This is a genomic window from Streptomyces sp. CA-288835, from assembly GCF_050936385.1.
Taxonomy (GTDB): domain Bacteria; phylum Actinomycetota; class Actinomycetes; order Streptomycetales; family Streptomycetaceae; genus Streptomyces.
On the sequence record NZ_JBNJMW010000001.1, the window covers coordinates 7066760 to 7090471 of the forward strand.

The following is a 23712-nucleotide window of genomic DNA, read 5'->3' on the forward strand; positions in this document are numbered from 1 at the left end:
AGCGATCATCGTTGACCCTCACGTCGAGGGTCAGCGACTATCGCTGACCTTCCCGACTCCGGAGCCGCCGTCGGTCACCCCGACCCTCACCGACGCGATGGCGGCTCCGGTGCGTGAAAGAGAAGGGGCGGCGCCTGTGCGGAGGCGCCGCCCCTTTCGCTTGCGAGCGGCAGGGCCAAGGGACCGGCCGGGAGCAGGAATCGGCCCTGTACAGGCGACCATGCCACCGCGCGTGCGGTCTTTACTCGCCCCGCCAAATGTTGTCGAAGGCCGCCTCGTCGAGGGCTCGCCGCTGCCGTTCGGCCTCCAGGCTCCTTACCGCGTCATGGACGGCGGCGAGCACTGCCGCCACGGCATCGTCGGCCACGCTTGGTGACTCTCCCGTCTGCTTGTCGCCGATCCCGACGGCCGCCGCGAGGGCTGTGAGGACGGGCTCCTCCGATGCCCAGCGGTTCGCCGCCTGGCGGCGTGCGGGCGAATCCACCAGCACCAGGCGAGCGGGCTGGAAGATCATCCAGGGGCGGCGTTGCCGAGTGAGCCGGCCTTCCGCTTCGAGGGCGGCCAGATAGGCCGCGGACAGGCCGCGGCCTCTGCGCCACAGCCAGTCGCCGACCGACTCGTACGGCGGTTGTCGCGCAAGTGACGACGCGGCCTCATCCAACCCCCGATCGGCTGTGGCTCGCCGGTCGCTCGGCACGATGTGATCACCGTCCAGTGTGATGGCCCGGGCCTCCAGGAGGTCGATCAGCTCGGCTCCCGCGAGCGCAAGGGACAGATCGCCTTGTTCCGGTTGTTCCGCAGGACGACTGGCCGTCAAGTCCATGGCGGTGATCAACAGGTCCCGCGGCGTGGTCATGAATGACTCCATCTCACCTCGAGGAGCAATCGGGGCTGCCGCTGGCCGCTGCCGCGGGCGGTGGCCTCATGCGGGCGGCAGCGGGACACGCATGTAGACCGTGCCGCGCAGGTCCAGCCATGCGGCGTCGGGGGCCCGTACGAGTCGCAGGATCACAGCGTCGCAGCTCGGGCAGCGGGCCACCAGGCCCGGGGCATGCGCGTACACGCGCAGGTCGGCGACGAGAGCGGTGCGCCCGCAGCCGGCGCAGCGCCCGGCGGCCGCGGTGACGTCCGCGGTGAACAGTTCGCCCAGCGGGCCGGCGAGCGCGTTGCCGTCCTCGTAGTCCGTGGTGTCCTGTCGGTCCATGTCAGCCTCCCGTGGGGCCGAAGCGTTCGGTTCTGATCCGGCGCGGGTCGTGGCCCAGCGCCACCAGCTGGGCTGCGGCGGTCTCGACGAAACCGGTCGGCCCGCAGACGAAGCAGACCGGCTCGAACTCCGGTGGCCAGCCGTGGGTCTGCAGGTCCGCGAGTTGCAGGCGCTTGGCGGGTCTCGGCCAGCCCTCAGGCGTGTGCCGGGTGTAGAGGTGGGTGATCTCCAGGCCGCCGTCACCGGGCTGCGGGGTGCGCAGTTCGGAGGCGTAGTAGCGGTCCTCGGGGGTGCGGACCGAGTAGATCAGCCGGAAGGGGGTGTGGCTGCCGAGGCTGCGGCGCGTGCGGATCATGGCCATCAGCGGGGCGATCCCCGATCCGCCGCCCACCAGCAGCACCGGCCGGATGTCGGCCGGGCGCCAGACGAACCAGCCGCCCACCGGGCCCCGGATCTCCACCAGGTCACCGATCTCCATCACATCGGCCAGGTACGGCGAGACCTCTCCGCCGGGCACACGCTGCACCGTCAGCTCGAACCGGTCACCGTCGGGTGCCGAGGCCAGCGAGTAGCTGCGCTGGGTGCTGTAGCCGTCCTCGGCCGTCAGCCGCACATCCACGTGCTGGCCGGCCAGGTGCCCGGACCAGCCGGGTACGTCGAAGACCAGCGTGCGGGCCGAAGGCGTCTCGTCGCGCAGACCGACCAGCCGGGCGGCCTGCCAGGTCAGGGGCGCTTTCAGTCGCCCTGGTACCGCTGCTCGCGCCACGGGTCACCGTAGTCGTGGTAGCCGAGGCTCTCCCAGAACCCCGGCTCGTCCTCGGTCAGCAGCCGCATCCCGCGCACCCACTTGGCCGACTTCCACAGGTACAGATGCGGCACCAGCAGCCGGGCCGGGCCGCCGTGCACCGGAGCGAGGTCCTCCCCCTCGTACTGGTAGGCGATCCACGCCTTGCCGCCCAGCAGGTCCTCCAGCGGGATGTTCGTCGTGTAGTCACCGTAGGAGTGGACCAGCACGAACTCGGCCGCCGTCTCCACATCGGCGAACAGCGTGTCCAGCGACACCCCTTCCCAGCCGGTGCCCAGCTTCGACCACTTGGTCACGCAGTGCAGGTCCACTGTCGGCCGCTCGCTCGGCAACGCCAGCAGTTCCTGCCACGACCAGCGGTGGCGCGTACCGCTTTCGGTCGTGAGGGTGAACTCCCACTCCTCCCGTGCGATGTTCGGCGTGGGACCGGCCGACAGCACCGGAAAGTCCTCGGTCAGATATTGCCCGGGAGGCAGCTTCACATCCGCTGGGCGCGCCCGGCTGTGAAAGCCCCGCGAAACGATTCCCATGGACCTGCCCCATTCCGTCAGAGGGACACGACGCCGACGACCCCGGGGACGACATCTCCATTGTGGGAGACGTGAGCGGAAGGCACATGTCGTGGCGCCGTGCCGCCCGCCCTAGGGCTCGTCCGCCGAGTTGCCGACCTCGATCTCCTGAGCCTGCTCCCGGGTCAGCGGGAAGAGGACGGACTCTCGCCGGGCACCGAGTCGTACGAGCCCTCCTCCGGCGCGAGGTCCTCGCAGAAGGCGAGGCTGTAGCCGAAGGGAGCCGCCTCGAACACCCAGCGGAGTCCGTCGGTCATTCCGTCATCCTGTCAGGCGACCACAGGTCAGCGGGTCGTACGGCGCTTGCGGGCCGCCAGCAGGACGCCGCCCCCGGCGAGCAGGACGGCCGCGCCGCCGCCCGCGAGGTAGGGAGTCGCGCTGCTGCCGCCCGTCGCGGCGAGGTCGGTGCTCTCGTCGCCCGCGGTGTCGTCCGTGCCGTTGGACTCTTCGGCTCCGGTGCTCTCGTCCTCGTCGCTGGTGTTCCTGTCCTCGTTCGGGACGAAGTCCGCGGGCGGCTGGTCGCAGCCGATGCCGTCATCGTCGCGGTCGAGATGGTCGCCGTAGTGCTCGTTGCCCTCGCGGATGTTGGAGTACCCGTTGTCGTACGCCTCGGTGCAGTTCTTGAACGGGTGGTCGCCGTCATGGGCCACGGCGGTGGCCGGCAGGGCGGCCAGTGCCAGGGCTGCGACGGCCACGGCGGCTGGTCTGCGGAAACGGTTCATGGAGAGCCCCCAGATATGTGCGGATATCCGTACCGTGATCACGAAGTGGCGATCGAGCGGATTTGAGGTGATCAACGTATTGAGGGGCTGTCGATGTGGAGGCGATATGAAGGACCTGTGATGCGAACGTGACGTGACTGGAAGGTAGCTCTCCGCTCATGGGGCGGGGCTCTGTAAAGCGCGGGCGTGCGAACACCGCCGCGTTCGACCCGAGAATCAGCCGGAGAACCTTCTCGCCAGATCCCGGTGCCACTGCGCGGCCTCGGCCGCCTGGTCCCCGGTGATGACCGCGCCGGGCATCCGGCTCAGGCGTTCGACCTGGTCGGCGAAGCGCAGATGCTCCCGGTGGGCGTGTTCCCGGCAGGCAAGGCAGGTGACGCGTTCCGGATGGGGAGAGGTCATCGCGTACGGCACCCGGCGTGCGCAACCGGTGGTGACGACGCTCGGCGCGTCGGGCACGCGGCCAAGCGTCGACGCGATCGTGTTGCGGTAGGCGGCGCCGGCCTGCGCCACCTTTTCCTCGACGTGGATGTGCGGATCGGTCTCGCCCATGTACGTCACCCCTCCGCTCCCGAGCCGTCGAGCGCCAGGCTACGACTCAGGCGCGCAGCGCCGGGGCCTCTCTGCGGCGAGGGCCGGGTTTCCCTGCCGGAGGCTCCTGCGATTGCGCGGACGGGAGGCGGACCACCGCGTCCAGGCCGCCCGTGGCCGCCGCGTGCAGGATTGCCTCGCCGCCGCTGGCGTGGGCGAGGCGTTGGACCAGGGAGAGTCCCAGGCCGGTGCCGCCCTTGGGGGCTCCGGGGGCGCGCCAGAAGCGGTCGAAGGCGCGGCTTCGCTGTTCGGGGCTCATGCCGGGGCCCTCGTCCGTGACGTGCAGGTCGACCCAGGACGCGCGGCTTTCGCGAAGGTGGTGGAGATGGTGCAGGGGATGCCGGCGGGCCGGGGCCGAGAGGCGGAGCTCCATCGAGACCGTGCTGCCGGGCGGTGAGTACCGCAGGGCGTTGGAGAGCAGGTTGTCCAGGATCTGCTCCACCGCTCCCGGGATCGCGAGCACATGGCCCACGCTGCCTGCGAACAGTACGAGCGAGACATCGTGCCGCGCGAACAACGGCGCCCACGTCCGGTGCCGTTCCGCGCAGATCTCGCCCACGTCGACCGGGCCCGGAGCCGCCGCGCTGTCCTCGAGGCGGGCCATCGCCAGCAGCCCCTCGACCATCCGCGACAGCCGGTCCGTCTCGGTCACGGCGGCGGCGAGACTGCCCCGGGCACCCTGGGCCGTGTCGGGCTCCAGGTTCTCCAGCCGTAGCCGCAAGGCCGCGAGCGGGGTCTTCAGCTGGTGCGAGGCCTCGCCGGCGAAGGCGCGTTGCGAGGCCAGGAGGTGTTCGAGGCGGGCGGCGGTCCGGTTGAAGGCCGCCGCCAAGCTACGTATCTCCGGTGGACCGGAGGTGACCGCCACCGGAGTCGCCTGGCCGCCGTCGGCCAACTGGTGTGTGGCCTCCTCGAGTTGGCGGATCGGACGCCCGGCCCATCGGGCGAACGCGAAGGCCAGGGCCGCGACGGCGGTCAGCGCCGAGCACCCGGTGAACGCCAGCAACAGCCAGACCCGGCCGACCCGTTCGGCGACCATGTCCGTGGGCAGCGTGATCCGCACCGCGCCCCGCGCCCGCTCATCGCCCGCGCCCTGAGCCCCGCCGGGCGCGACGACCGGGGCGGCGACGGACAGGTACTGCACGCCGCCGATCGTGGACGTACGGACATCGGTGGTGGCCGTGCCGTCGAGTGCGGCGGACACCTCGGTACGGGACGGCAGTTCGCGTTTCTCCGTATCGGTCAGCGGATGCGAGGTGGCCAGCAGTTTGCCGTCCGCGTCGAGGATGGCCACCTGTCCGCCGATACGTTCGGCGCACTGGGCGACCCGCTCGGCGAGCTCGCGCCCCCGCCCCGCCGAGACGGACAGCGCGGCGAACGCGGCCACCGACTCGGCCTCGTCGCTCGCGGAGTTGACGATCCGCTCGCGCTCCGCGCGCGAGTAGACGATCCCCAGCGGGATCTCCAGGCACAGCAGGACGAAGGCGGCGAGGCTGAGGTAGGTCAGCAGCAGACGGCGGGTCATGACACCGCGGCCTCCTCGGAGGTGTCGGGGGCGTCGCCGTGGCCCTCGCGCTCCCGGCCGGTCGGCTGTCCCGCGGTCCGTACGGCCAGCCGGAACCCCACCCCGCGCAGGGTCTGGATCCACGCCGTGTCGCCCAACTTGCGGCGCAGCGTGGCGACATGCACGTCCAGGGTCTTCGTCGGGCCCTGATAGTGCGTGTCCCAGACCCGGTTGAGGATCTGCTGCCGCGAGTACACCGCGCCGGGATCCTCGGCGAGCAGCGCCAGCAGCTCGAACTCCTTGGGCGTCAGCGGCACCGGCACCTCGCCGACCCAGACCTGCCGCGTCCGCCGGTCCACCACGAGCGGTCCGGGCGCCGGGGCGTCGCCCGCCGGCTCGCCGGGTTCGGGCGGGGACTGCTCGTACCTGGGCGGTTCGTAGGACCCGCGGTCGTACGGGGCGGGGGCGGCAGGTTCGTACGCGTTCGGATCGTACGTCGCTGAATGGGCGGCGTACGGATCGGGCGTGTACGTACCGGCTGCGGGGCCAACGTACGTACCGGCGGCGGGAGTTGCGTCCCCCAGCGTCCCTGCCCCCGGCCCCGTGCGGTGCAGCCGTCGCGTCACCGCCCGGATGCGGGCGACGAGTTCGCGGATGCTGAACGGTTTCGCCAGGTAGTCGTCCGCGCCGAGTTCAAGGCCCAGTACGCGGTCGGCTTCCTCGCCGCGCGCGCTGAGGATGATGATGGGGACGTCGGAGGTCTGGCGGATGCCGCGGCAGACGTCGATGCCGTCCAGGTCGGGCAGGCCCAGGTCGAGCAGGACGACATCGCCGTACGGCCCTCTCAACCCGTCGGCGCCGGTGGCGACATGGCTGACCGTCAGCCCGAAGTGGCGCAGGCCCTCGGTCAGCGGTTCGGCGATCGTCTCGTCGTCCTCGATGAGCAGCACTCGTACGCCCATGCGTCCTGTCTCTCCATGAAACATGAATCCGGACAACACGAATCCCGTGCTGTGGGGTCGCCACGCTACAAGAGGACTCATGTGCGTGTCCCATGAATGCGGACTTTGTGAAAAGGGGCTCAGTAAGCGCTTGTATCTGTCCGATTCGACTGGTTCCGGCGGCTTCGGTGGGCGCCTGGGAGAAATATATGGCAAACCTGGTGCTGCCTTAGTGTCCCCTTAACCTTTCTCTGGTCGGACCTCCCCTACGGTGCATAAAGCCTGGTCAAACCAGGTTCGCGGCAGGTTTGAGGGAGGAAGCATGAAGGCATTGCTGGATCGCGCCCGGTCGTTCAAACGTCGGGTCGACTTCGAGAGCGGTGAATACCGGAAGCTGGCCGAGGGGCAATTCCCTGAAGCCCTGTTCATCACCTGCTCGGACTCGCGGGTGATCCCCGCTCTGATCACCGGCGCAAGGCCCGGCGAGATATTCGAGCTGCGCAATGCGGGCAATATCGTGCCGCCGCACGATGAGCACGGAGCGGCCTCCGGCGAGGCCGCCACCATCGAGTACGCGCTGGAGGTGCTCGGCGTTCAGGACGTCGTCGTGTGTGGTCATTCCCACTGCGGCGCCATGGGGGTGCTGAAGCGCGGCACGGATCTGTCCGGACTGCCGCGGGTGGACGCCTGGCTCGACCTCGCCAGGCCGGGGCTCGCCCCCCTGCTCGGGGACGCCGTCGAGCCGGAGGACCCGGCTGTGCGGGACGTCGTCCAGATGAACGTACGCAACCAGCTGGCCGCGCTGCGTGAGTACCCGACGGCCCGTCAACTCCTGGACACCGGGCTGCTTCGGCTGCACGGCTGGTATTACGAGATCGACACCGGCCAGGTCCATGAGCTGGACGAGGACGGTCTGTTCCGGGTGCACGCGTCATGAGCGGGCAGCATGCGCGGCGGGCGCGCGGACGCGGTACGGGGGCGTCGGGGGCCTCGTCGTCGACGGTCACGATGGAGCAGCCGCTGAGCCCTCGCAGTCAGAGCCCTCAGAATCCTCCGGGGGCCCGAAGTACCGAGGAAGGATCTGCCGGTCCTGCCAACCTGGGCAAGGAGAGCGGCAGTGGCGGTCGCGTCGACTTCGCCACCGAGATCACCGCCTCGCTCGTCGTGTTCCTCGTCGCGTTGCCGCTGTGTATCGGGGTGGCCGTGGCGTCCGGGGTGCCCGCCGAGTTGGGGATCATCTCCGGGGTCATCGGGGGACTGGTAGTAGGGGCGGCTCGGGGCAGCACGCTCCAGGTCAGCGGGCCGGCCGCCGGGCTCGCGGCGCTGGTCGCGGAGACGGTGATGGAGTTCGGCGTCGCCATGCTCGGCGTGATCGTTCTCTTCTCCGGCATCCTGCAGATCATTCTGGGGATGGTGCGGCTCGGCCGCATGTTCCAGGCGATCTCCCTTGCCGTTGTCCAGGGCATGCTTGCCGGGATCGGACTGCCGCTGATGTTCAGCCAGGCGTATCCGATGGCCGACGCCAAGGCTCCCGGTATGCCGATCGAGAACATCGCCGGTGTTCCCGGCCTGGTCGTGGACACCCTGGGGAACCCCCAGGCGGGGATTGCGGCGCTGCTCGGCATCGTGACGATCGTGCTCAGCTTCGTGTGGAAGAAGATGCCGGGGCCGGTGAAGAAGGTCCCGGCGGCGCTCGTGGCCGTGGGCATCGGTATCGGGGTGGCCTCGCTGCCGGGCGTGGACGTGAAGACGCTCCAGGTGGGCAACATCCTGGCTTCCGTACAGGTGCCGGGGGCGGAGCAGTTCGCGGGCCTGGCCGACGTCGGGATCATCACCGCGATCCTGACCTTCACGGTCATCGCCTCGGCGGAGAGCCTGTTCACGGCGGCGGCCGTGGACCGGATGCACAACGGCCCGCGCACCCGCTACAACACCGAACTCATCGCCCAGGGTGCCGGAAACACGGTGGCCGGTGTCCTCGGTGCGCTGCCCGTCACGGCGGTCGTGGCCCGTAGCTCGGCCAATGTGCAGGCGGGGGCCAAGACCCGGCTCTCCCGTACGCTGCACGGCTTGTGGCTGCTCGCCTTCGCGCTGCTGCTGCCGCAGGTGCTCGCGCTGATCCCGATCTCGGTGCTCGCGGGTGTCCTGGTGCACAGCGGGTGGAAGCTGTTCGCGCCCGAGGAGTTCCCGAAGATGTGGCGTCAGGACCGGGGCGAGTTCGCGGTGATGACCACGACGACGCTGGTCATCACCGCCACGGCGCTCCTGGAGGGCGTACTGATCGGCCTCGCGGCCGGTGTGATCCTGGCGGCGCTGCGGATGTCGCAGACGGTCGTCCGGCAGCACATCGACAACGACACGGCGAAGGTCGTCATGGCGGGCAACGCCACGTTCCTGCGCCTGCCGCGCCTGATCGACGCCCTCGAGTCCGCGGCCGCCTCCGGCAAGCCCCGCATCCGCCTCGACCTCACGGGCGTAACCCACCTGGACCATGCCTGCCGCAGCCAGATCGACGAGTTCGTCGCGCAGCAGCGGGGGGCGGGGTTGCGGGTGGAGCTGCTCATGCCGGGGCCGGGGGTTACGGGTACGGGGGTTGCCGGGGCGGGGGCGAAGGTGCCGCCGTCGCCGGAGCCGGACGTGACGGCCGGCGCCGCCGGCGCCGGGGCATCCCCTTCCGCATCCGCGCAGGGGGCGGATGCGGAAGGGGAGCGCGTCCTGGCCTCGGTCCCTTCTGCCGCCGTCGACGGGGAAGCCGACCGGGGATGGGACGAGGCCTCGACACCTTCCCCCGCTCTCGGCTTCGCTCGAGCGGGAGGTGCCTCCGGGGCGGCGAGTCCGGCCTGGGAGGGGGATACGAGCCGGGCCTGGGAAGCCTCTGACTCCGTCGGCCGGGCAGCCCAGGATGCGGCACTCAACGGGGGAGCGAGTCGGGCGTGGGATCCGGACTTTTCTCTCGGCTCCGCTTGGGAAGCGGACGGGTCCACAGGTTCGGCTTGGGACGCCACCCCCGGCGGGGACACGAACCCGGCTCGGGACAACGGGACCGGGCCTCGGGACCCCGGCCAGGCGTGGAACACCGACGCGTCCACGGGCTCGGCTTGGGACGCCACCTCCGGCCGGGGCACGAGCCCGACTCCGGACGGGCCTGCGCCTTGGGACTCCGACCGGGCGTGGGGCACCGGCCAGGCATGGGACACCGACCGTCCCTGGACCACGGACCACGCCCAGGACGCCGACCGGCTCACCACCCCACCCCATGACCGAGCCACCGCCGACCGATCTGCCGATCCGGCCCCCGTCCCCGGCCCGACAGCCGAGTGGTTCTACCTGGACACGGAGCCGATGCCGGGCACGCCCTCACCGCCCGTCATGCCCCTGTTCCGCCGCGGCCGGTCAACGGCCGACCGGGCCTGAGGAAGGGCTCCGCCTGGGACGCGGACCAGATGGGGGAGGCCGGCAGGTCTGGAAAGCGGATTGGGTCGGGCTCCGGGAGGTGCCCGACCCAGTCCGCTTTCCAGCGCGGTGTACGGCACCTGCCAGCACGCAGGTGGATCTGCGAACGTTACAGATCTCCCCGATGTGTAACACTCGCAGCCGACACACTCTGCCCTCAACTTGATCGCGAAATCGAGGTCGCGTGTCAGGCGGTGAAGCCGCCGTCGACATGGATCGAGGCTCCGGTGATGTACGAGCCGTCCGTGCTCGCCAGGTGGGCGACGGTGGCCGCGATCTCGGCCGCTTCCGCATAGCGGCCGACAGCCGTGAAGCCGGCGATCACCTCGGCGTTCGGCCCGTCAGCGGGGTTGGTATCCGTGTCCGTGGGGCCGGGGTGCACCAGATTGACGGTGACTCCACGCGGACCGAGTTCTCGGGCCAGGCCCTTCGTCATCCCGGCCAGAGCCGTCTTGCTCATCGAGTACAGCGCCAGTCCGGGGAAGACCGCACGCTCGGCGACGTTGCTGCCGATGCTGATGATGCGGCCACCCCGGCCCATATGGCGCACGGCCGCCTGGGACGCCACGAACGGCGCCCGGACGTTCACCGCCAGAGTGCGATCGATCTCTTCCGGCCCCAGGTCTTCGAGTGGGCCGACGAGAAAGACGGCGGCGTTATTGACGAGGATGTCGAGTCTGCCGAACGTCGCGGCGGCCTCGTCCACCGCGGCGGTGAGTGCCTCAGGGACCGCGCTGTCGGCCTGGATGGCAAGAGCCCGGCGCCCCCGGGTCTTGACCTGCTCCACCACCTTGGCGGCGCGCTCCGCGCTGTTCTCATAGGTCAGGACGACGTCGGCGCCTTCCTCGGCCAGTCGTAACGCCACAGCGGCACCGATACCCCGGCTTCCACCCGTGATCAAGGCCACGCTTCCCTCAAGTCGGTTCATGACGTTGAGCATCGCTGGCACCAGCCCCGGAAGCTGGCGGTTATCCGACCTGGCGTTCAATCCCGCGGCGGACCGGAGCCCAGGACCCTGGCGGTGAAGGCCGCCAGTTGAGAGCGCATCTGCTCGCGAGTCATCCGCTGTTGGCCGGCGAGGTGTTCGACAAGGTCGGCGCGGGTGGCGGCCAGCAGAGCATGTGCGGTGAAGTTGCTGTCGGTGAGGCCGGGGATCTGCTCCAGCGCGGCCTGGAGCATGCCGTGCCACCGCTCGTAGTGCTCCGCCGCATACGGGCTGTCGCCGCCGGTTCCCTCCAAGGCCAGGGCGAGGTGGCGGTTGTCGATCTTGAAGCACAGGACGGCGTCGAGGAGGGCGGGCACGCGCTGGGTCGGCGGGGTGGTCGGCCCCAGAGGGGGTGCCCCCTCTTCGACGGCGAGCCTGATCGGAGCGAGCCGCATCTCGTACAGCGCGCGGATCAGGCCCGTGCGGTCACCGAAGCCGCGGAAGAGCGTCGCCTTGCCGACGCCAGCTGCTGCCGCGATGTCGGCCATGGTGACCGACTCAGGGCTCCCGCCACGGGCGAAGAGTGCGTCGGCAGCCGCAAGGACGGCCTCCCGATTGCGAGTGGCATCCGCGCGTGGCTTGCGTCCGGGCATGCGGTTCCTCCGTTTGCAAAGCGGACCCCGGGTCCGTATCGTCGGCCATTCCTGAAACGGACCCGCGGTCCGTATCGTACGGGATGGAGTAAACCCATGAGCGCGAGCACCGCACCGGCGGACCTGTACCGCCACGGCCTGCAATTACTGCTGGACAAGGACATCCCCGCCTGGGTCGACTTGTGGGACGAGAACGGGATCTTCGAGTTCCCCTTCGCGCCGGAAGGCTGGCCGAAGCGCCTGGAGGGCAAGGCGGCGATCGCCGAGTACATGCGCGCCTACCCCGACCACATAGACCTGCACGACTTCCCCTACGTCGAGATCCACCAGACCCTCGCCCCGGAGACCATCGTGGTCGAGATGCGCGGTGTGGGCCGTCTGGTGGACACCGACAGCCCCTTCGACATGTCCTACATCGCCGTTGTCACCGTCAAGGACGGCCTCATCACCCGCTACCGCGACTACTGGAACCCGCTCGCGGTCCAGGATCCCGCCACCAACTTCGCCGGGGGCAACTGATGGGCGCCTCCCAGGAGTTCACCCTGGTCATCGGAGCCACCGGCACCACCGGCAGCCGCGTCGCCGCCCGACTGGCCGCCGCAGGCCGGCGCGTCAAGGCCGCCAGCCGACGTGCCACTCCCGTGGACGGGTCCTGTGCCGTGCGCTTCGACTGGGACGACCCCGCGTCCTTCGAAGGCGCCCTCGAAGGCGTGGACCGGGTCTATCTCATCCCGCCGCTCGGCTCCTCCGACCCGGCAGCCGTCATGCTGCCCTTCCTCCAGCAGGCCCGCACCGCAGGCGTCCAGCGCGCCGTCCTGCTCAGCTCGTCGGCGATCCCCGCCGGAGGCCCTGCCGTGGGACAGGTTCACCAGGCCCTGCCCGGCCTGTTCGACCAGTGGGCGGTGCTGCGGCCCTCGTGGTTCATGCAGAACTTCACCGGCACCCTCATGCACGCCCGGAACATCAAGGCGTACGGGACCATCCACACGGCAGCCGATGACGGCCGCGTCGGATTCATCGACGCCGACGACATCGCCGCCGTCGCCGTGCACGCACTGACCGAGACGCGGGCCCCGAACACCGACCTGATCATTACCGGGCCACAAGCGCTCAGCTACGACGACATCGCCGCCACCCTCACCCAGGTCACCGGCCGGATCACCACCCACCGCCGGCTGACCTACGAGCAGATGCGCGACCGTCTGGCCGCCGACATGCCCGCCGAATTCGCCGCGATGCTCGCCGGCATGGACCGCGCCATCGCCGACGGCGCCGAGGACCGCACCACCGACACGGTCCAGCGCCTCACCGGCCGCCCGCCGCGTAGCTTCCGCGCGTTCGCGGAACGGTCTCTCCCCACCAGCACCTGTGGAAAAGCGGAACCGCGGCTAGCCTGAAACTGCACGTCTCGTGCGGAGTTGAGAGGGTCCTCAAGGCGCCGTGAGAAGGAGCCGTCATGGCCGGCTGGAGTGTGCAGGACATCCCTGAGCAGGGCGGGCGCATCGCCGTCGTGACCGGTGCCAACAGTGGGCTCGGACTGGCCACCTCGCGTGAGCTGGCCCGGCGTGGGGCCCATGTGGTGCTCGCCTGCCGGAGTGAGGAGCGGGGGGCCCGCGCTCGCGACCGGATTCTTGAGGAAATCCCTGACGCGCAGGTCGAGTTGAGGGTTCTCGACCTCGGACGCCTGGAATCCGTAAGGGAGTTCGTGGCCTCCTACGGGCACGAGCGGCTCGATCTGCTCATCAACAACGCTGGTGTGATGGCTCTGCCCCACGGGCGCACGGCGGACGGCTTCGAGACCCAGTTCGGGGTCAACCATCTCGGGCACTTCGCGCTCACGGGGCTTCTGCTGCCGCTGCTGCTGAAGACGCCGGGTGCGCGGATCGTCACCGTGTCCAGCACCATGCACTCGGTGGCCAACATCGACATCAACGACCTCAACAGCGAGCGCCGCTACAACCGTTGGCTCGCCTACTCCCGTTCCAAGACGGCCAACCTGCTCTTCACGCACGAACTCGCCCGCCGCCTCGCCGCAACCGGCTCGGACGTCGTGGCGGCCGCCGCCCACCCCGGCTACGCGGCCACGAACCTGCAGACCAAGGGACCCAAGCAGGAGCGACGCAAGGCCGCCGAACTGTTCATGCGGACCGGTAACCGCTTCTTCGCCCAGTCCGCCGAAGCGGGCGCCCTGCCCATCCTGTACGCGGCCACCGCCCCCGGCGTCGAACCCGACTCCTTCACCGGCCCCTCGTTCGCCAACTGGCGCGGCTCACCGGCCAAGTCCCGCCGTGCCAAGTGGACGCTCAACGACACGGCGGGGGAACGGCTCTGGGCGGAATCGGAAAGGATGACGGGAGTGACGTACGACGCCCTGAAGGTGTGAGCGAAGCGGACCGAGCGCCCGATGACACCGAGTGGCCGCAGGCCAAGACATGCCCTATAGCGATGTCCCACCGTCGATCACCAGATCAGTGCCGATGACCGACCCGGCGGCATCGGACGCCAGGTACAGCACAGCCTGCGCCACCTCCCCGGTCGACGAGACGCGGCCCAGCGGCGACTGCTCCTTCATCCGTACGGCACGTTCGTCCTCGGTCTCGCCGGGCAGCAGCGACATGGCGGTGGCGGACGCGCCGGGGCTCACGGCGTTGATACGGACGCCGTCCGCGATGTGGTCGAGTGCGGCGCCACGGGTGAGCGCGGAGACGGCGGCCTTGGAAGCGGCGTACGCGGTGGTGCGGGGCACCTGCATGTGCGCGCCCAGGTTGGACGAGACGTTGACGACGGCACCGCCGTCCGGCTGCGTCCGCATCTGCCGGACCTCGGCGCGCAGGGCGAGGAGCACGCCTGTGACGTTGGTGTCGAGCAGCGTCTGCCAGTCCTCCTCGGAGAGGTCGACGACGGGCTGCCCGCCCCGGAAGACGCCCGCGTTGTTCACGGCGACGTCGAGGGAGCCGAAGCGGTCGACGGCCGTCCGGACGAGCGCGTCCACGTCGGCGGCCCGAGCTACGTCGGCGACCTGCGCGACCACCGTGCCATCCGCCCCCTCGGCGAGGGCGACGGTCTCGTCGAGTGAGGCCCGCGTACGGCCCGCGACGACGACGGAGGCCCCTTCGGCGGCGAACGCGAGCGCGATGGCCCGTCCGAGCCCGGAGCCACCTCCGGTGACGAGGACGGTACGGCCTGAGAAGCGGTTAGGGATCATGGCGTAACTCTCTTTCTGATGTGGGTAGTTGTGGTGCAGGGAGATCAGGAGCGCGCGAGGCGCGAGGCCACGGCGGTGGTGCCGAACAGTGCTGCCGTCGCCGCGAGGCTCGCCGCGTCGCCGCCGACCGCGAGTACCAGGGCGAAGACGACGGTCGGCCCGGTCTCCATCGCCGTGTTGTGCACCCCGCCCGCGAGCCCGGTCCGCTCGGCGGGCACGCGGGCGGTGGCCAGGACGGCGGCTCCGGTGAAGGAGGCGGCGGCCCCGGCCGCCAGCAGAACGAACCCGGGGAGTGCCCCGTACGCGTAGGGGACACCCGCGTCGAGACCGAAGAGCGCGAGGAGTACGAGGCCCACGGCCCCCGTGACCAGCCCGACCCCGGTGACGACGGCAGCCCCGTACCGCCCGACGAGTCGTCCCGCCACCCGGCTCGACGCGATGAGTGCGACGGCGAACGGCACGAACGCGGCCGAGGTCCGCAGCGCCGACCAGCCGCGGCCGTCCTGGAGATGGAGCGAGAACAGCACGAAGACGGTTGCGGTCCCGGCCGCGGTGAGCGCCGTGGCGGCGAGTCCGAGCCCGCGCCGCCCGTCGAGGAGGAACCGCGGCGGCAGCAGCGGATCGCGCGCCCGCCGCTCGACTCCGACGAAGACGGCCAGCAGCACGGCACCTGCTGCCAACGGCCCCAGCACGCGGCCCGACGCCCAGGGCCGGGCATCGGTGAGTACGAGTCCGTAGCTGGCCAGGGCGAGGCCCGCCGTGGCCAGTAGGGCGCCGGGGAGGTCAAGAGCGGGACGCTTCCCCCGCTTCTCCGCCCCGGCGGATGCCGGCAGTATTCGGGGCGCCAGCGCGAGCGCCGCCGCCGTCACCGCGAGCGGCACGGCGAAGGCCCAACGCCAGGACAGCAGCGCCGAGATGACGCCGGAGAGCAGGTTGCCCGCGGTGGCGCCGAGAATCGACAGACCGCCCCAGGTGGCCATCGCCCTTGCGTACGCGGCGGGGGAGTGGAACACCGTCCGCAGGACCGTCATCGCGGCCGGGGCGATCAGGGCCGCGCCCGCGCCCTGCGCGAAACGGGCCGCGAGCAGCGAGGCGTATCCCGGGGCGAACGGGGCGGCCAGCGACGCGGCGCCGAACAGCAGCAGGCCGGCGGTGAGCGCCCGGCGTCCGCCGTAGCGGTCGGCGAGGCGTCCGCCGAACAGCAGCAGGCCGGCGAAGGTCAGCCCGTATGCGGCGCTGAGCAGGATCAAGTCCTCACGCCGCAGCCCGAATTCATGCCCGATCCGCGGCAGCGGCACCGCCACCGCGGCCAGCGTGAAGATCAGCGTGGCCTGCAGGGTTCCGAGCAGGGCGAACGCTCCGCGGGTGGAGCGTGAGGATCCGGCTGTCGGCAGGGTGCCGTCGACCACGGTCATGAAACTCCCCTTTACTTGACCGATCGGTTCAATATGAGGGCATGCGAAAGGGCACCCAAAGCCGTATCTGCGGCTCAGTCCAGCAGTGTCAGCGCCTGTTCCGCCGCGTCCCGCACCCGCGCCGGGTCCGTCGACGCCTTGCCGACCACCCGCATCCCTTGCATCAGCACCAGCAGCATGCGCGCCAGCGCCCGCGGGTCGCGGTCCTCCGGGAGTTCGCCCTGTGCCTGGGCGCGTACGAGCGCCGAGTGCAGGGGTGTTTCGATGTGCTGCCAGCTGAGTTCCACGCGGCGGGCCGCCGCGGTGTCGTGCGGACCCAGCTCGGCCGCCGTGTTGGTGACGAAACAGCCGTTCAGGCGCTCGATCTCATCCGCGGCCTCCGCCGCGAACCGCCGCACCATCGCGCGCACGGCGGGCAGCGCGGGGCCCGGCTGGGACAGTTCACGCACGATCGCGGGGTCGCGTGTCTCGCCGTACCGGTCCAGCGCCTTCAGGTACAGGTCGTGCTTGTTCCCGAAGGTCGCGTAGATGCTGGCGCGCCCGATGCCGAGGTGCTCGACGAGGTCGGCCATCGACGTCGCCTCGTAGCCGCGCCGCCAGAACAGCTCAAGGGCCGACTGGAGCGCGGCGTCCGGATCGAATTCCTTGGTCCTGGCCACGCATCGCAGCCTAGACTTTACTGGAACGATCGGTCAAGCAAGGTTTCCTCGGGCAAGGGCCCTACCGCGTACGTACCTCGTACGTCGCCACCGTCACCGCGTCGTCGTCCAGGCACCGCCCCGACTCCAGGTCGAAGCGCTGCTTGAGCAGGGGTGAGGCCACGAACGGGCGGCCCTGGTGGGAGCCGAGGAGGCCGCGGGAGAGGACGGCGGCGCCGGTGAACGGGTCGCGGTTGTCGATGGCGTACAGGCGGCCCGCGCGGTCCTGGAAGAGGGCGATCTGGCGGCCGTCGGGGAGCAGGGCAGCCACCCCGCGGCCGGGCATCAGCGCGCTGATGTCGCAGACCGTGAACCAGTCGTCCGCCGCGTCGTCGACGCGAAGCTGGACCTTCAGGGTCGTCGTCTCGGGTGCGAGGGTCATCGCTGGGCGCTTCCTTCCAGGGGACGGGTGCCGATGGTCAGCAGCGGCAGGTCGGGCTTGATCTGGTCGCGCTCGGGGACGAAGCCGACGACGGGGTCGGGGGTGTCCGGCGCGTTCACGAAGGAGACGAAGCGGGACAGCTTCTCGGGGTCGTTGATGGTCTCGGCCCACTCGTCGCGGTAGTTCGCGACATGCGCGGCCATCAGGGACTCCAGCTCCTCGCAGATGCCCAGGGAGTCGTTCACGACCACGTCGCGTACGTGGTCCAGGCCGCCGGGGATCCGCTCCAGCCAGGTCGAGGTGCGCTCCAGGCGGTCGGCCGTGCGGATGTAGAACATCAGGAAACGGTCGATCAGGCGGATCAGTTCGGCGTCGGAGAGGTCCTGTGCGAGCAGGTCCGCGTGGCGCGGGGTGGCGCCGCCGTTGCCGGCCACGTACAGGTTCCAGCCGTTGGCCGTGGCGATCACGCCGAAGTCCTTCGACTGGGCCTCGGCGCACTCGCGCTGGCAGCCGGAGACCGCCGACTTCAGCTTGTGGGGGGAACGAAGCCCCCGGTAGCGCAGCTCCAGGTCGATCGCCATGCGTACGGAGTCCTGGACGCCGTAGCGGCACCAGGTCTGGCCGACGCACGACTTCACCGTACGCAGCGCCTTTCCGTACGCGTGACCGGACTCGAAGCCCGCGTCCACCAACCGAGCCCAGATGAGGGGGAGTTGCTCGACGCGTGCGCCGAACATGTCGATGCGCTGGCCACCCGTGATCTTCGTGTAGAGGCCGAAGTCGCGCGCCACTTCCCCGATCACGATGAGCTTCTCGGGGGTGATCTCCCCTCCCGGGATGCGCGGCACGATCGAGTACGAGCCGTTCTTCTGCAGGTTGGCGAGGAAGTGGTCGTTGCTGTCCTGCAGGGCCGCCTGGTCGCCGTCCAGGACGTAGCCGCTCGCGCCGATCGTGGGGGCGAGGGAGGCGATGATCGAGCCCACGGCCGGCTTGCAGATCTCGCAGCCGTCGCCGCCTCGGGCGCTCTCACGCCCGTAACGGTCCAGCAGGTCCTGGTACTTGTTGATGCGCAGGGCGAGGACGATCTCGTACAGCTCCTCGCGGGTCTGCGAGAAGCAGCCGCACAGGCCCTTGTCGACCTCGACGCCGCTGGCCTCCAGCTCGGCGTTGACGAGCTGACCGAGGACCTTGACGCAACTGCCGCAGCCCGTACCGGCCTTGGTGCACTTCTTGACCTCGGGCACCGTGGTGCACTGGTGGTCGGTGACCGCGCCGCGGATCGTGCCCTTGGTGACGTTGTGGCAGGAGCAGATGACCGCCTCGTCGGGCAGTGCGGACGGGCCGAGCTGGGCGCCGCCGCCGGAGCCCGCCGGGAGCACCAGCTGCTCGGGGGAGACGGGCGGTACGGAACCGGTCAGCGCGCGCAGTGTGCCGTACGCGTCCGCGTCGCCGACCAGGATGCCGCCGAGCAGCTCGCCGTCGCGGCCGATGACCAGCTTCTTGTACAGGCCCGAGCGGGAGTCGGAGTAGACGACGTCCAGGCAGTCCTCGGTCGCGCCGTGCGCGTCACCGAAGGACGCCACGTCGACGCCGAGCAGCTTCAGCTTGGTCGACATGTCGGCACCGGTGAAGGAGGCCTCGTCCGCCGCGATCGTCGCCGCCACCGTCTCGGCCTGCTCGTAACCGGGCGCCACCAGGCCGTACACCCGGCCGTCCGCCGCCAGAGCGCACTCGCCGATCGCGAAGACGTGCGGGTCGGAGACCGTACGGCACTGCTCGTCGACCGAGATGCCGCCGCGCTCGCCGACGGTCAGGCCGCAGTCACGGGCGAGCTGGTCACGGGGACGTACACCGGCGCTGAACACCACCATGTCGGTGGCCAGTTCGGAACCGTCGGACAGCTTCATGCCGGTCACGGCGCCCGACTCGTCGGTCACGATCTCCTGCGTGCCCACGCCTGTGTGGACGGACAGGCCCATGTCCGCGATCGTGCGCAGCAGGGCGGCGCCACCGCCGTCGTCGACCTGCACCGGCATCAGGCGGGGCGCGAACTCCACGATGTGGGCGTTCAGCCCGAGACCCTTCAGCGCGCCCGCGGCCTCCAGACCGAGCAGACCGCCGCCGACCACGGCACCGGTCGTCGCCTTCGACTTCGCGTACTCCTCGATCGCGAGGAGGTCCTCGATCGTGCGGTAGACGAAGCAGCCCTCGGCGTCCTTGTTCGGCACCGGCGGCACGAACGGGTACGAGCCGGTGGCCATGACGAGGACGTCGTAGTCGACGACGAGACCGGAGCGGGCGGTCACCCTGCGCGCCTCACGGTCGATGGTCTCGGCCGGGTCGCCGACGTACAGCTCGATGCCCTCCTTCTCGATGAACGCCATGTCGGTCATCGAGAGGTCCTCGGGCGTCTTGCCCGAGAAGTACGAGGTCAGCGCCACGCGGTCGTACGCAGGGCGCGGCTCCTCGCACAGCACGACCACGCGGTGCGTGGCGGTCAGGCCGCGCTCGGCGAGCGCCTCGAGGAAGCGCTGGCCGACCATGCCATGGCCGACGAGCACGATCGTGGGGGTCGCCCCAGTGGCGGTCATCAGGAGCCTCCATCGTTGGTGAGCAGGTGGAGCAGAGGGCCGGTCTGGGGGAGCGGCTCTGCTCCCTCCCAGGCGCGGGCGAGCGCGCCTACGGTGCCGAGTTCGCCGACGAGTACGCCGCCGACCACGCGGTCGTTGCGGACGACGACCTTGCGGTAGGTGCCGCGGGTCGCGTCGGCGAGCTGGATGACGTCGTCACCGGGCTGCGGGGTGGGCTCGCCGAAGGCGGCGAGGTCGAGCGGGGTGCCGGAGGCGAGGGTCAGGCGGGTGAGGGCGCGGGTGCCGGTGTAGCGGGCGGCGCCCTCGCCCGTCGCCAGCAACTCGGCGAGCGCTTCGGCCTGTTCGAGGGCGGGCGTCGCGAGACCGTAGACGGTGCCGGCGTGCTGGGCGCAGTCGCCGATCGCCCGGATGTGCGGGTCGGACGTACGCAGCTCGTCGTCGACGATGACGCCCTTGTGTACGGCGAGGCCCGCGTCCTGGGCCAGGCCGACGCGCGGGTGTACGCCGCAGGTCAGCACCACGAGGTCGGCGTCGAGCGCGTATCCGTCGGCCAGCTCGACGGAACGGACCGCGCCGCCGACGCAGCGCACGTCCCGTACGCGGCACTCGGTGTGCACCTCGACGCCGAGGTCCTTCAGGTGGCGGAGCACCAACTTCGATGCGGACGGGTCGAGTTGGCGTTCCATGAGGCGTTCGGCCTGCTGCGCGAGCATGACCTGCGCGCCGCGGGCGGCGAGGGCGCGGGCGGCCGAGACGCCGAGGAGGCCGCCGCCGATGACGACGGCTCGGGCGTCCGGGCGTACGGCCTTGGACAGGCCGAGGCAGTCGTCCATCGTACGGAAGGCATGGACGCCCTCCGGCAGTACGTGATCCTCGGTGAAGAGCCCGCGGAGGGGTGGCAGCTTCGCGTTCGATCCGGTCGCCAGGACCAGCGTGTCGTATGCGATCACTGAGCCGTTCTCGCAGTGCACGAGGCGCTCCGCGCGGTCTATGCGGGTGACTCGGGAGCGGACCAAGTCCGCCGGTGCCGGCAGGGCGATCACCTCGGGGGCGTACCGGCCGGCCAGCACTTCGGCGAGCAGCACCCGGTTGTACGGGGTGTGCTCCTCCTCGCCGATGAGCGTGGCGCGCAGCCCGAGCTCGCCGAGCCGCCGGGCGAGCCGCACGCCCGCGAGGCCGGCGCCGATCACCACCACACGCGTATTCGAGGTCATGGTGTCGAGGGTGCGGGGTGGGTGTTACCCGGTGGCATCACGGTTGTTTCCCGCGGGGAACGCTGCCCTCAGCGACGTGCCTCCGGCGGTGTGAGGGTTGGGTTCGCTTTTTTGGTGCGGCGCCGTGGTGGCTGGTCGCGCAGCCGTGCGGGGTGCCTCCGACGGTTGGGCGGCTGACGGTTCGTCGTGGCTGGTCGCGCAGTTCCCCGCGCCCCTTGGGTTCGTTGGGGGTCGGGGCCGCGTCGGGGGTGTCCGTCCTCGGACCGGCGCGCGTTGCTGTTGGCTGGTAGAGGGTGCTCGGGGTGGCGCGCCGGCCGCTGCGGGCGCACACCCCCGCCCCGTCCCCTTGCCGCCGTGGGCGGCTGCGGGGCCATGGGGGTCTGGGCTCCCTCCGGGCGGCCTTTCCGGGCCCAGGGAAGTCGCAGGCTTTTGCTTTTAGGGGCGCGGGGAACTGCGCGACCAGCCACAACGCACCCGCAGCCGCGACACGAAGTGTCACTCACCACCCCTTGGCGGGGGTCTGGGGCGGAGCCCCAGTTTCGGGAAGGGGCGGGACTGGGGCAAACTGCGCGACCACCCACACGGGCCCGCAGTCGCCAACGAACCGAACCCACCCTCCCGGCAGGCGCCCTGCTCAACCGCCGGGAGGGGCAGCCGCGTATGAACTAGGGCGGCTCACGTATGGTCCGGCACGCGTGGTCGCTGGTTGGGTCGGTGGGGTGATCGATTACGCCACCGAGGACGAGACCACCCGGGTCCTACGTGCCCACGCCGAGAACGCGGAACAGAACGATCGGCCGGCCCCGGAAAGCCTGGAAGCCGCGCGCAAGGACGGGGTCTTCGCCCTGCGGACGCCGCGCGAGTACGGGGGTGCCTGGGCGGGCGCGGAGACCGTCGCCCGGCGCCTGACCGAGCTGGGCCGAGCCTGTCCCTCCACGGCATGGGTCGCCGGGACATGCGTGGTCGGGAAGAGCCTCATCGCCGGGCTTTTCCCGGCCGCGCCGGCGCGTGAGGTCTTCGCCGACCCCGACGCGCTCGTTTGCGGAGCGGGAGCCCCCAGCGCCCAGGGCCAGCGTGTGTCCGAGGGCGTACGCGTCAACGGCCGCTGGCCGAACGTCTCCGGGTGTGAGGACGCGGCCTGGGCCGGGCTCGGTCTGATGGTGGACGGCGAGTTCTCCTTCGCCGTCGTACCCGTTGCCGACCTGGCCATCAAGCGGGACTGGAACATGGCCGGAATGCGCGGCACGGGCAGCCACACCCTGGTCGCCGAGGACGTCCTGGTGCCGGCCGATCGAGTCGTGCCGGGGTCCCCCTTCCCCGTCGGGGACCTGATGCTGTACTCGATGACGACGCTCGGCCCGGTGGTGGGGGCCGCCAAGGGCGCGCTCGACGTGGTCAACGAGATGTTCGCCTCGGACCGCAAGCCGTACATGACCCAGTACTTCCGGATGGGCGAGTCTCCCGGTGCCCGGCACTGGCTGGCGGAGGCGACCCACCTAGTGAACCGCGCCGAGAACACCATGCTCACGGTCGCCCGCGCGGCAGACACGACCGAACTGTCCGAAACCGACGGCCCCCGCCTGCGCATGGACCTCGCGGATGCCGCCAGGGACTGCCGAGCCGCGGTCGACCGGATGCTCGACCTGCACGGCGCGAGCGGCTTCAAGTCCGCGAACGCGCTTCAGCGTTACTGGCGAGACGTCGCCGTCGCCAGCCGCCACCCCCACATGAACCCATACCTCGCAACCGAGGCCTACGGCACGGACCTTGCAGCAACATCATGAGCATGGAAGCCACCACCCCCGGGCGAGCATGGCGGCTGGCGGCTCCGGGAGCGCCCCATCAGGGCGCGGGGAACTGCGCGCCAAGCCACAACGCACCCGCAGCCGCGACACGATCCCCAACACCCCACCCCTGTAGGCACCTCACCCACCCGCGGTAAGCACCCCACCCACCCGCGGTAGGCGCGCACCCGCCGTAGGCGCCCCCACCCCGCCGGAGGCAACGGGGGGCCTGGGGGCGCAGCCCCCAGTTTCGGGAAGGGGCGGGGCTGGGGAAAGAAAACCCCCTCCCCCGCGGGCCGCGAGGGGCATCGGACCCGAAGGGGAAGGGGACAGCGGTACCGATGGACAGCGGAGGTGTCCGTCAGGCCCCGTCGCCTCTCGCCCGGCGAACCAGGAACCAGGTACCGCCCACGGCGGCGACGGCAACCACCGTCACTCCCGCCGCAGCCTGCACAGGGCCGGAGCCAACCGCACCACCGGCCCCCGTCTTCACACCCCCTCGCGGCCGCACCGCTTCCCCGGCCCCCTCCTCGGCCCCCTTCACATGGGCCAGCGCGACCTCCAGATCCCCCGTCAGCCGCGTACCGCTGGAACAGAGCGCGACAATCTCGTACGTTCCGGGCTGCGCAGACGCCGGCACCCGGAACCGCCCGACCGCGTTCCGCTCGTGCACGCTGGGCGTCAGCGCAAACGCCCCCGCGCCGACCGCACTCGCGTCCCCCGTCATCGCCCCGTCCGCACCGCACAACGCCGTGTTCACCGTGACCTCGGCACCAGGCGCGACGGTCGCCGGGTACACCTCCAGCGGACCGGCGTCCGAGCCGAGCGCGAACGCGAACGCCTGCGCATAGGCGGGCGCGGCGAGGAGGCCCGCAGCGGCGAGCGCCAGCCCGGTACCGGTCAGCAGACGCCCTGTGCGCATCGTGCTCGCTCCTCCACCTCGGTCGCATCCCTGCACTGTCGAGGTAAGTGCCACTCCGCCCGGAACGCCTCCTGATGAGGCGTCAGAACGGGTGTCAGCGGCGGCGGCGGCCAGGGTGCCCGATAGCGTTTCGGCAG

Annotated in this window: 24 protein-coding genes; 6 read left to right on the forward strand and 18 right to left on the reverse strand. The window is 70.8% G+C overall.

What is annotated here, in order from left to right:
- Positions 1-241: 241 nt before the first annotated feature.
- The 9 genes from ACQEVY_RS31970 to ACQEVY_RS32010 all read right to left on the reverse strand — a co-directional run bounded on the left by ACQEVY_RS31970 (position 242) and on the right by ACQEVY_RS32010 (position 6354).
- Positions 242-856, reverse strand: coding sequence for a GOLPH3/VPS74 family protein (locus tag ACQEVY_RS31970; RefSeq protein WP_432952842.1), 615 nt, complete (start codon positions 854-856; stop codon positions 242-244).
- A 66-nt stretch (positions 857-922) separates the two neighbouring features.
- Positions 923-1204, reverse strand: coding sequence for a DUF6510 family protein (locus ACQEVY_RS31975; protein ID WP_432952843.1), 282 nt, complete (start codon positions 1202-1204; stop codon positions 923-925).
- Position 1205: 1 nt separating this feature from the next.
- Positions 1206-1970, reverse strand: coding sequence for a ferredoxin reductase (locus ACQEVY_RS31980; protein WP_432952844.1), 765 nt, complete (start codon positions 1968-1970; stop codon positions 1206-1208).
- A complete protein-coding gene (locus tag ACQEVY_RS31985; RefSeq protein WP_432952845.1) occupies positions 1940-2539 on the reverse strand; it encodes a sulfite oxidase-like oxidoreductase in 600 nt (199 codons plus the stop codon). Before ACQEVY_RS31985 ends, ACQEVY_RS31980 begins: the two co-directional genes overlap by 31 nt.
- A 164-nt stretch (positions 2540-2703) precedes the next feature.
- Positions 2704-2835 carry a hypothetical protein gene (locus tag ACQEVY_RS31990; protein WP_432952846.1) on the reverse strand — a complete coding sequence of 44 codons (132 nt, stop codon included), beginning with the start codon at positions 2833-2835 and terminating at the stop codon, positions 2704-2706.
- A gap of 27 nt (positions 2836-2862) precedes the next feature.
- The gene (locus ACQEVY_RS31995; RefSeq protein ID WP_432952847.1) at positions 2863-3300 is read right to left on the reverse strand and encodes an LAETG motif-containing sortase-dependent surface protein; all 438 of its coding nucleotides are present in this window, start codon (positions 3298-3300) and stop codon (positions 2863-2865) included.
- Between the two features lie 216 nt (positions 3301-3516).
- Entirely contained in the window at positions 3517-3852 is a 336-nt protein-coding gene (locus ACQEVY_RS32000; RefSeq protein ID WP_432952848.1) for a hypothetical protein, read from the reverse strand.
- Positions 3853-3898: 46 nt separating this feature from the next.
- The gene (locus ACQEVY_RS32005; protein WP_432952849.1) at positions 3899-5413 is read right to left on the reverse strand and encodes a sensor histidine kinase; all 1515 of its coding nucleotides are present in this window, start codon (positions 5411-5413) and stop codon (positions 3899-3901) included.
- The gene (locus ACQEVY_RS32010; protein ID WP_432952850.1) at positions 5410-6354 is read right to left on the reverse strand and encodes a winged helix-turn-helix domain-containing protein; all 945 of its coding nucleotides are present in this window, start codon (positions 6352-6354) and stop codon (positions 5410-5412) included. The genes ACQEVY_RS32005 and ACQEVY_RS32010 overlap by 4 nt, the downstream gene beginning before the upstream one ends.
- A 301-nt stretch (positions 6355-6655) precedes the next feature.
- Between ACQEVY_RS32010 and ACQEVY_RS32015 the strand changes: the two genes are divergently transcribed.
- Together ACQEVY_RS32015 and ACQEVY_RS32020 are read left to right on the forward strand one after the other, a co-directional pair.
- Positions 6656-7270 (forward strand): carbonic anhydrase, encoded by a 615-nt coding sequence (locus tag ACQEVY_RS32015; RefSeq protein ID WP_432952851.1) that lies wholly within the window; start codon positions 6656-6658, stop codon positions 7268-7270.
- On the forward strand, positions 7267-9747 hold the full coding sequence (locus tag ACQEVY_RS32020; RefSeq protein ID WP_432952852.1) for a SulP family inorganic anion transporter: 2481 nt from the start codon (positions 7267-7269) through the stop codon (positions 9745-9747). The genes ACQEVY_RS32015 and ACQEVY_RS32020 overlap by 4 nt, the downstream gene beginning before the upstream one ends.
- 226 nt (positions 9748-9973) lie before the next feature.
- Here the strand turns inward: ACQEVY_RS32020 and ACQEVY_RS32025 are convergent, their stop codons facing one another.
- Together ACQEVY_RS32025 and ACQEVY_RS32030 are read right to left on the reverse strand one after the other, a co-directional pair.
- Positions 9974-10714: an SDR family NAD(P)-dependent oxidoreductase gene (locus ACQEVY_RS32025; protein ID WP_432952853.1), complete on the reverse strand. Its 741-nt coding sequence runs from the start codon at positions 10712-10714 to the stop codon at positions 9974-9976.
- Positions 10715-10770: 56 nt separating this feature from the next.
- Complete coding sequence (locus ACQEVY_RS32030) at positions 10771-11364, reverse strand: TetR/AcrR family transcriptional regulator (RefSeq protein WP_432952854.1); 594 nt, start codon at positions 11362-11364, stop codon at positions 10771-10773.
- 96 nt (positions 11365-11460) lie between these two features.
- Between ACQEVY_RS32030 and ACQEVY_RS32035 the strand changes: the two genes are divergently transcribed.
- Genes ACQEVY_RS32035 through ACQEVY_RS32045 form a run of 3 tightly spaced genes read left to right on the forward strand, consistent with a single transcriptional unit; the run spans position 11461 to position 13747 of the window.
- Complete coding sequence (locus tag ACQEVY_RS32035) at positions 11461-11883, forward strand: nuclear transport factor 2 family protein (RefSeq protein WP_432952855.1); 423 nt, start codon at positions 11461-11463, stop codon at positions 11881-11883.
- A complete protein-coding gene (locus tag ACQEVY_RS32040) occupies positions 11883-12761 on the forward strand; it encodes an NAD(P)H-binding protein (protein WP_432952856.1) in 879 nt (292 codons plus the stop codon). The genes ACQEVY_RS32035 and ACQEVY_RS32040 overlap by 1 nt, the downstream gene beginning before the upstream one ends.
- Positions 12762-12820: 59 nt before the next feature.
- The gene (locus ACQEVY_RS32045) at positions 12821-13747 is read left to right on the forward strand and encodes an oxidoreductase (protein WP_432952857.1); all 927 of its coding nucleotides are present in this window, start codon (positions 12821-12823) and stop codon (positions 13745-13747) included.
- A gap of 54 nt (positions 13748-13801) precedes the next feature.
- Here ACQEVY_RS32045 and ACQEVY_RS32050 read toward each other — a convergent pair whose 3' ends face one another.
- The 6 genes from ACQEVY_RS32050 to ACQEVY_RS32075 form a co-directional block, all read right to left on the reverse strand.
- Positions 13802-14569 carry an SDR family NAD(P)-dependent oxidoreductase gene (locus ACQEVY_RS32050; RefSeq protein WP_432952858.1) on the reverse strand — a complete coding sequence of 256 codons (768 nt, stop codon included), beginning with the start codon at positions 14567-14569 and terminating at the stop codon, positions 13802-13804.
- Positions 14570-14613: 44 nt separating this feature from the next.
- Positions 14614-15984 carry an MFS transporter gene (locus ACQEVY_RS32055; RefSeq protein WP_432952859.1) on the reverse strand — a complete coding sequence of 457 codons (1371 nt, stop codon included), beginning with the start codon at positions 15982-15984 and terminating at the stop codon, positions 14614-14616.
- 74 nt (positions 15985-16058) lie between these two features.
- Positions 16059-16643 (reverse strand): TetR/AcrR family transcriptional regulator, encoded by a 585-nt coding sequence (locus ACQEVY_RS32060; protein ID WP_432952860.1) that lies wholly within the window; start codon positions 16641-16643, stop codon positions 16059-16061.
- A 61-nt stretch (positions 16644-16704) separates the two neighbouring features.
- Complete coding sequence (gene nirD / locus ACQEVY_RS32065) at positions 16705-17064, reverse strand: nitrite reductase small subunit NirD (protein WP_432952861.1); 360 nt, start codon at positions 17062-17064, stop codon at positions 16705-16707.
- The gene (gene nirB / locus ACQEVY_RS32070; protein ID WP_432952862.1) at positions 17061-19655 is read right to left on the reverse strand and encodes a nitrite reductase large subunit NirB; all 2595 of its coding nucleotides are present in this window, start codon (positions 19653-19655) and stop codon (positions 17061-17063) included. The genes nirD and nirB overlap by 4 nt, the downstream gene beginning before the upstream one ends.
- Positions 19655-20869 carry an NAD(P)/FAD-dependent oxidoreductase gene (locus tag ACQEVY_RS32075; protein WP_432952863.1) on the reverse strand — a complete coding sequence of 405 codons (1215 nt, stop codon included), beginning with the start codon at positions 20867-20869 and terminating at the stop codon, positions 19655-19657. The genes nirB and ACQEVY_RS32075 overlap by 1 nt, the downstream gene beginning before the upstream one ends.
- 719 nt (positions 20870-21588) lie before the next feature.
- Here ACQEVY_RS32075 and ACQEVY_RS32080 point away from each other — a divergent pair.
- Positions 21589-22653: an acyl-CoA dehydrogenase family protein gene (locus ACQEVY_RS32080; RefSeq protein WP_432952864.1), complete on the forward strand. Its 1065-nt coding sequence runs from the start codon at positions 21589-21591 to the stop codon at positions 22651-22653.
- Positions 22654-23014: 361 nt separating this feature from the next.
- Here ACQEVY_RS32080 and ACQEVY_RS32085 read toward each other — a convergent pair whose 3' ends face one another.
- Positions 23015-23575, reverse strand: coding sequence for a hypothetical protein (locus ACQEVY_RS32085; RefSeq protein WP_432952865.1), 561 nt, complete (start codon positions 23573-23575; stop codon positions 23015-23017).
- Between the last annotated feature and the right edge of the window lie 137 nt (positions 23576-23712).

Coding starts and splice junctions, on each gene's coding strand:
- ACQEVY_RS31985 (WP_432952845.1), bottom strand. CDS start 2,539: ATGGGAATCGTTTCGCGGGGCTTTCACAGCCGGGCGCGCCCAGCGGAT.
- ACQEVY_RS32020 (WP_432952852.1), top strand. CDS start 7,267: ATGAGCGGGCAGCATGCGCGGCGGGCGCGCGGACGCGGTACGGGGGCG.
- ACQEVY_RS31995 (WP_432952847.1), bottom strand. CDS start 3,300: ATGAACCGTTTCCGCAGACCAGCCGCCGTGGCCGTCGCAGCCCTGGCA.
- ACQEVY_RS32050 (WP_432952858.1), bottom strand. CDS start 14,569: ATGATCCCTAACCGCTTCTCAGGCCGTACCGTCCTCGTCACCGGAGGT.
- ACQEVY_RS31990 (WP_432952846.1), bottom strand. CDS start 2,835: ATGACCGACGGACTCCGCTGGGTGTTCGAGGCGGCTCCCTTCGGCTAC.
- ACQEVY_RS32000 (WP_432952848.1), bottom strand. CDS start 3,852: ATGGGCGAGACCGATCCGCACATCCACGTCGAGGAAAAGGTGGCGCAG.
- ACQEVY_RS32025 (WP_432952853.1), bottom strand. CDS start 10,714: ATGAACCGACTTGAGGGAAGCGTGGCCTTGATCACGGGTGGAAGCCGG.
- ACQEVY_RS32005 (WP_432952849.1), bottom strand. CDS start 5,413: ATGACCCGCCGTCTGCTGCTGACCTACCTCAGCCTCGCCGCCTTCGTC.
- ACQEVY_RS32075 (WP_432952863.1), bottom strand. CDS start 20,869: ATGACCTCGAATACGCGTGTGGTGGTGATCGGCGCCGGCCTCGCGGGC.
- nirB (WP_432952862.1), bottom strand. CDS start 19,655: ATGACCGCCACTGGGGCGACCCCCACGATCGTGCTCGTCGGCCATGGC.
- ACQEVY_RS32035 (WP_432952855.1), top strand. CDS start 11,461: ATGAGCGCGAGCACCGCACCGGCGGACCTGTACCGCCACGGCCTGCAA.
- nirD (WP_432952861.1), bottom strand. CDS start 17,064: ATGACCCTCGCACCCGAGACGACGACCCTGAAGGTCCAGCTTCGCGTC.
- ACQEVY_RS31975 (WP_432952843.1), bottom strand. CDS start 1,204: ATGGACCGACAGGACACCACGGACTACGAGGACGGCAACGCGCTCGCC.
- ACQEVY_RS32045 (WP_432952857.1), top strand. CDS start 12,821: ATGGCCGGCTGGAGTGTGCAGGACATCCCTGAGCAGGGCGGGCGCATC.
- ACQEVY_RS32010 (WP_432952850.1), bottom strand. CDS start 6,354: ATGGGCGTACGAGTGCTGCTCATCGAGGACGACGAGACGATCGCCGAA.
- ACQEVY_RS32030 (WP_432952854.1), bottom strand. CDS start 11,364: ATGCCCGGACGCAAGCCACGCGCGGATGCCACTCGCAATCGGGAGGCC.
- ACQEVY_RS32040 (WP_432952856.1), top strand. CDS start 11,883: ATGGGCGCCTCCCAGGAGTTCACCCTGGTCATCGGAGCCACCGGCACC.
- ACQEVY_RS32015 (WP_432952851.1), top strand. CDS start 6,656: ATGAAGGCATTGCTGGATCGCGCCCGGTCGTTCAAACGTCGGGTCGAC.
- ACQEVY_RS31970 (WP_432952842.1), bottom strand. CDS start 856: ATGACCACGCCGCGGGACCTGTTGATCACCGCCATGGACTTGACGGCC.
- ACQEVY_RS32085 (WP_432952865.1), bottom strand. CDS start 23,575: ATGCGCACAGGGCGTCTGCTGACCGGTACCGGGCTGGCGCTCGCCGCT.
- ACQEVY_RS32055 (WP_432952859.1), bottom strand. CDS start 15,984: ATGACCGTGGTCGACGGCACCCTGCCGACAGCCGGATCCTCACGCTCC.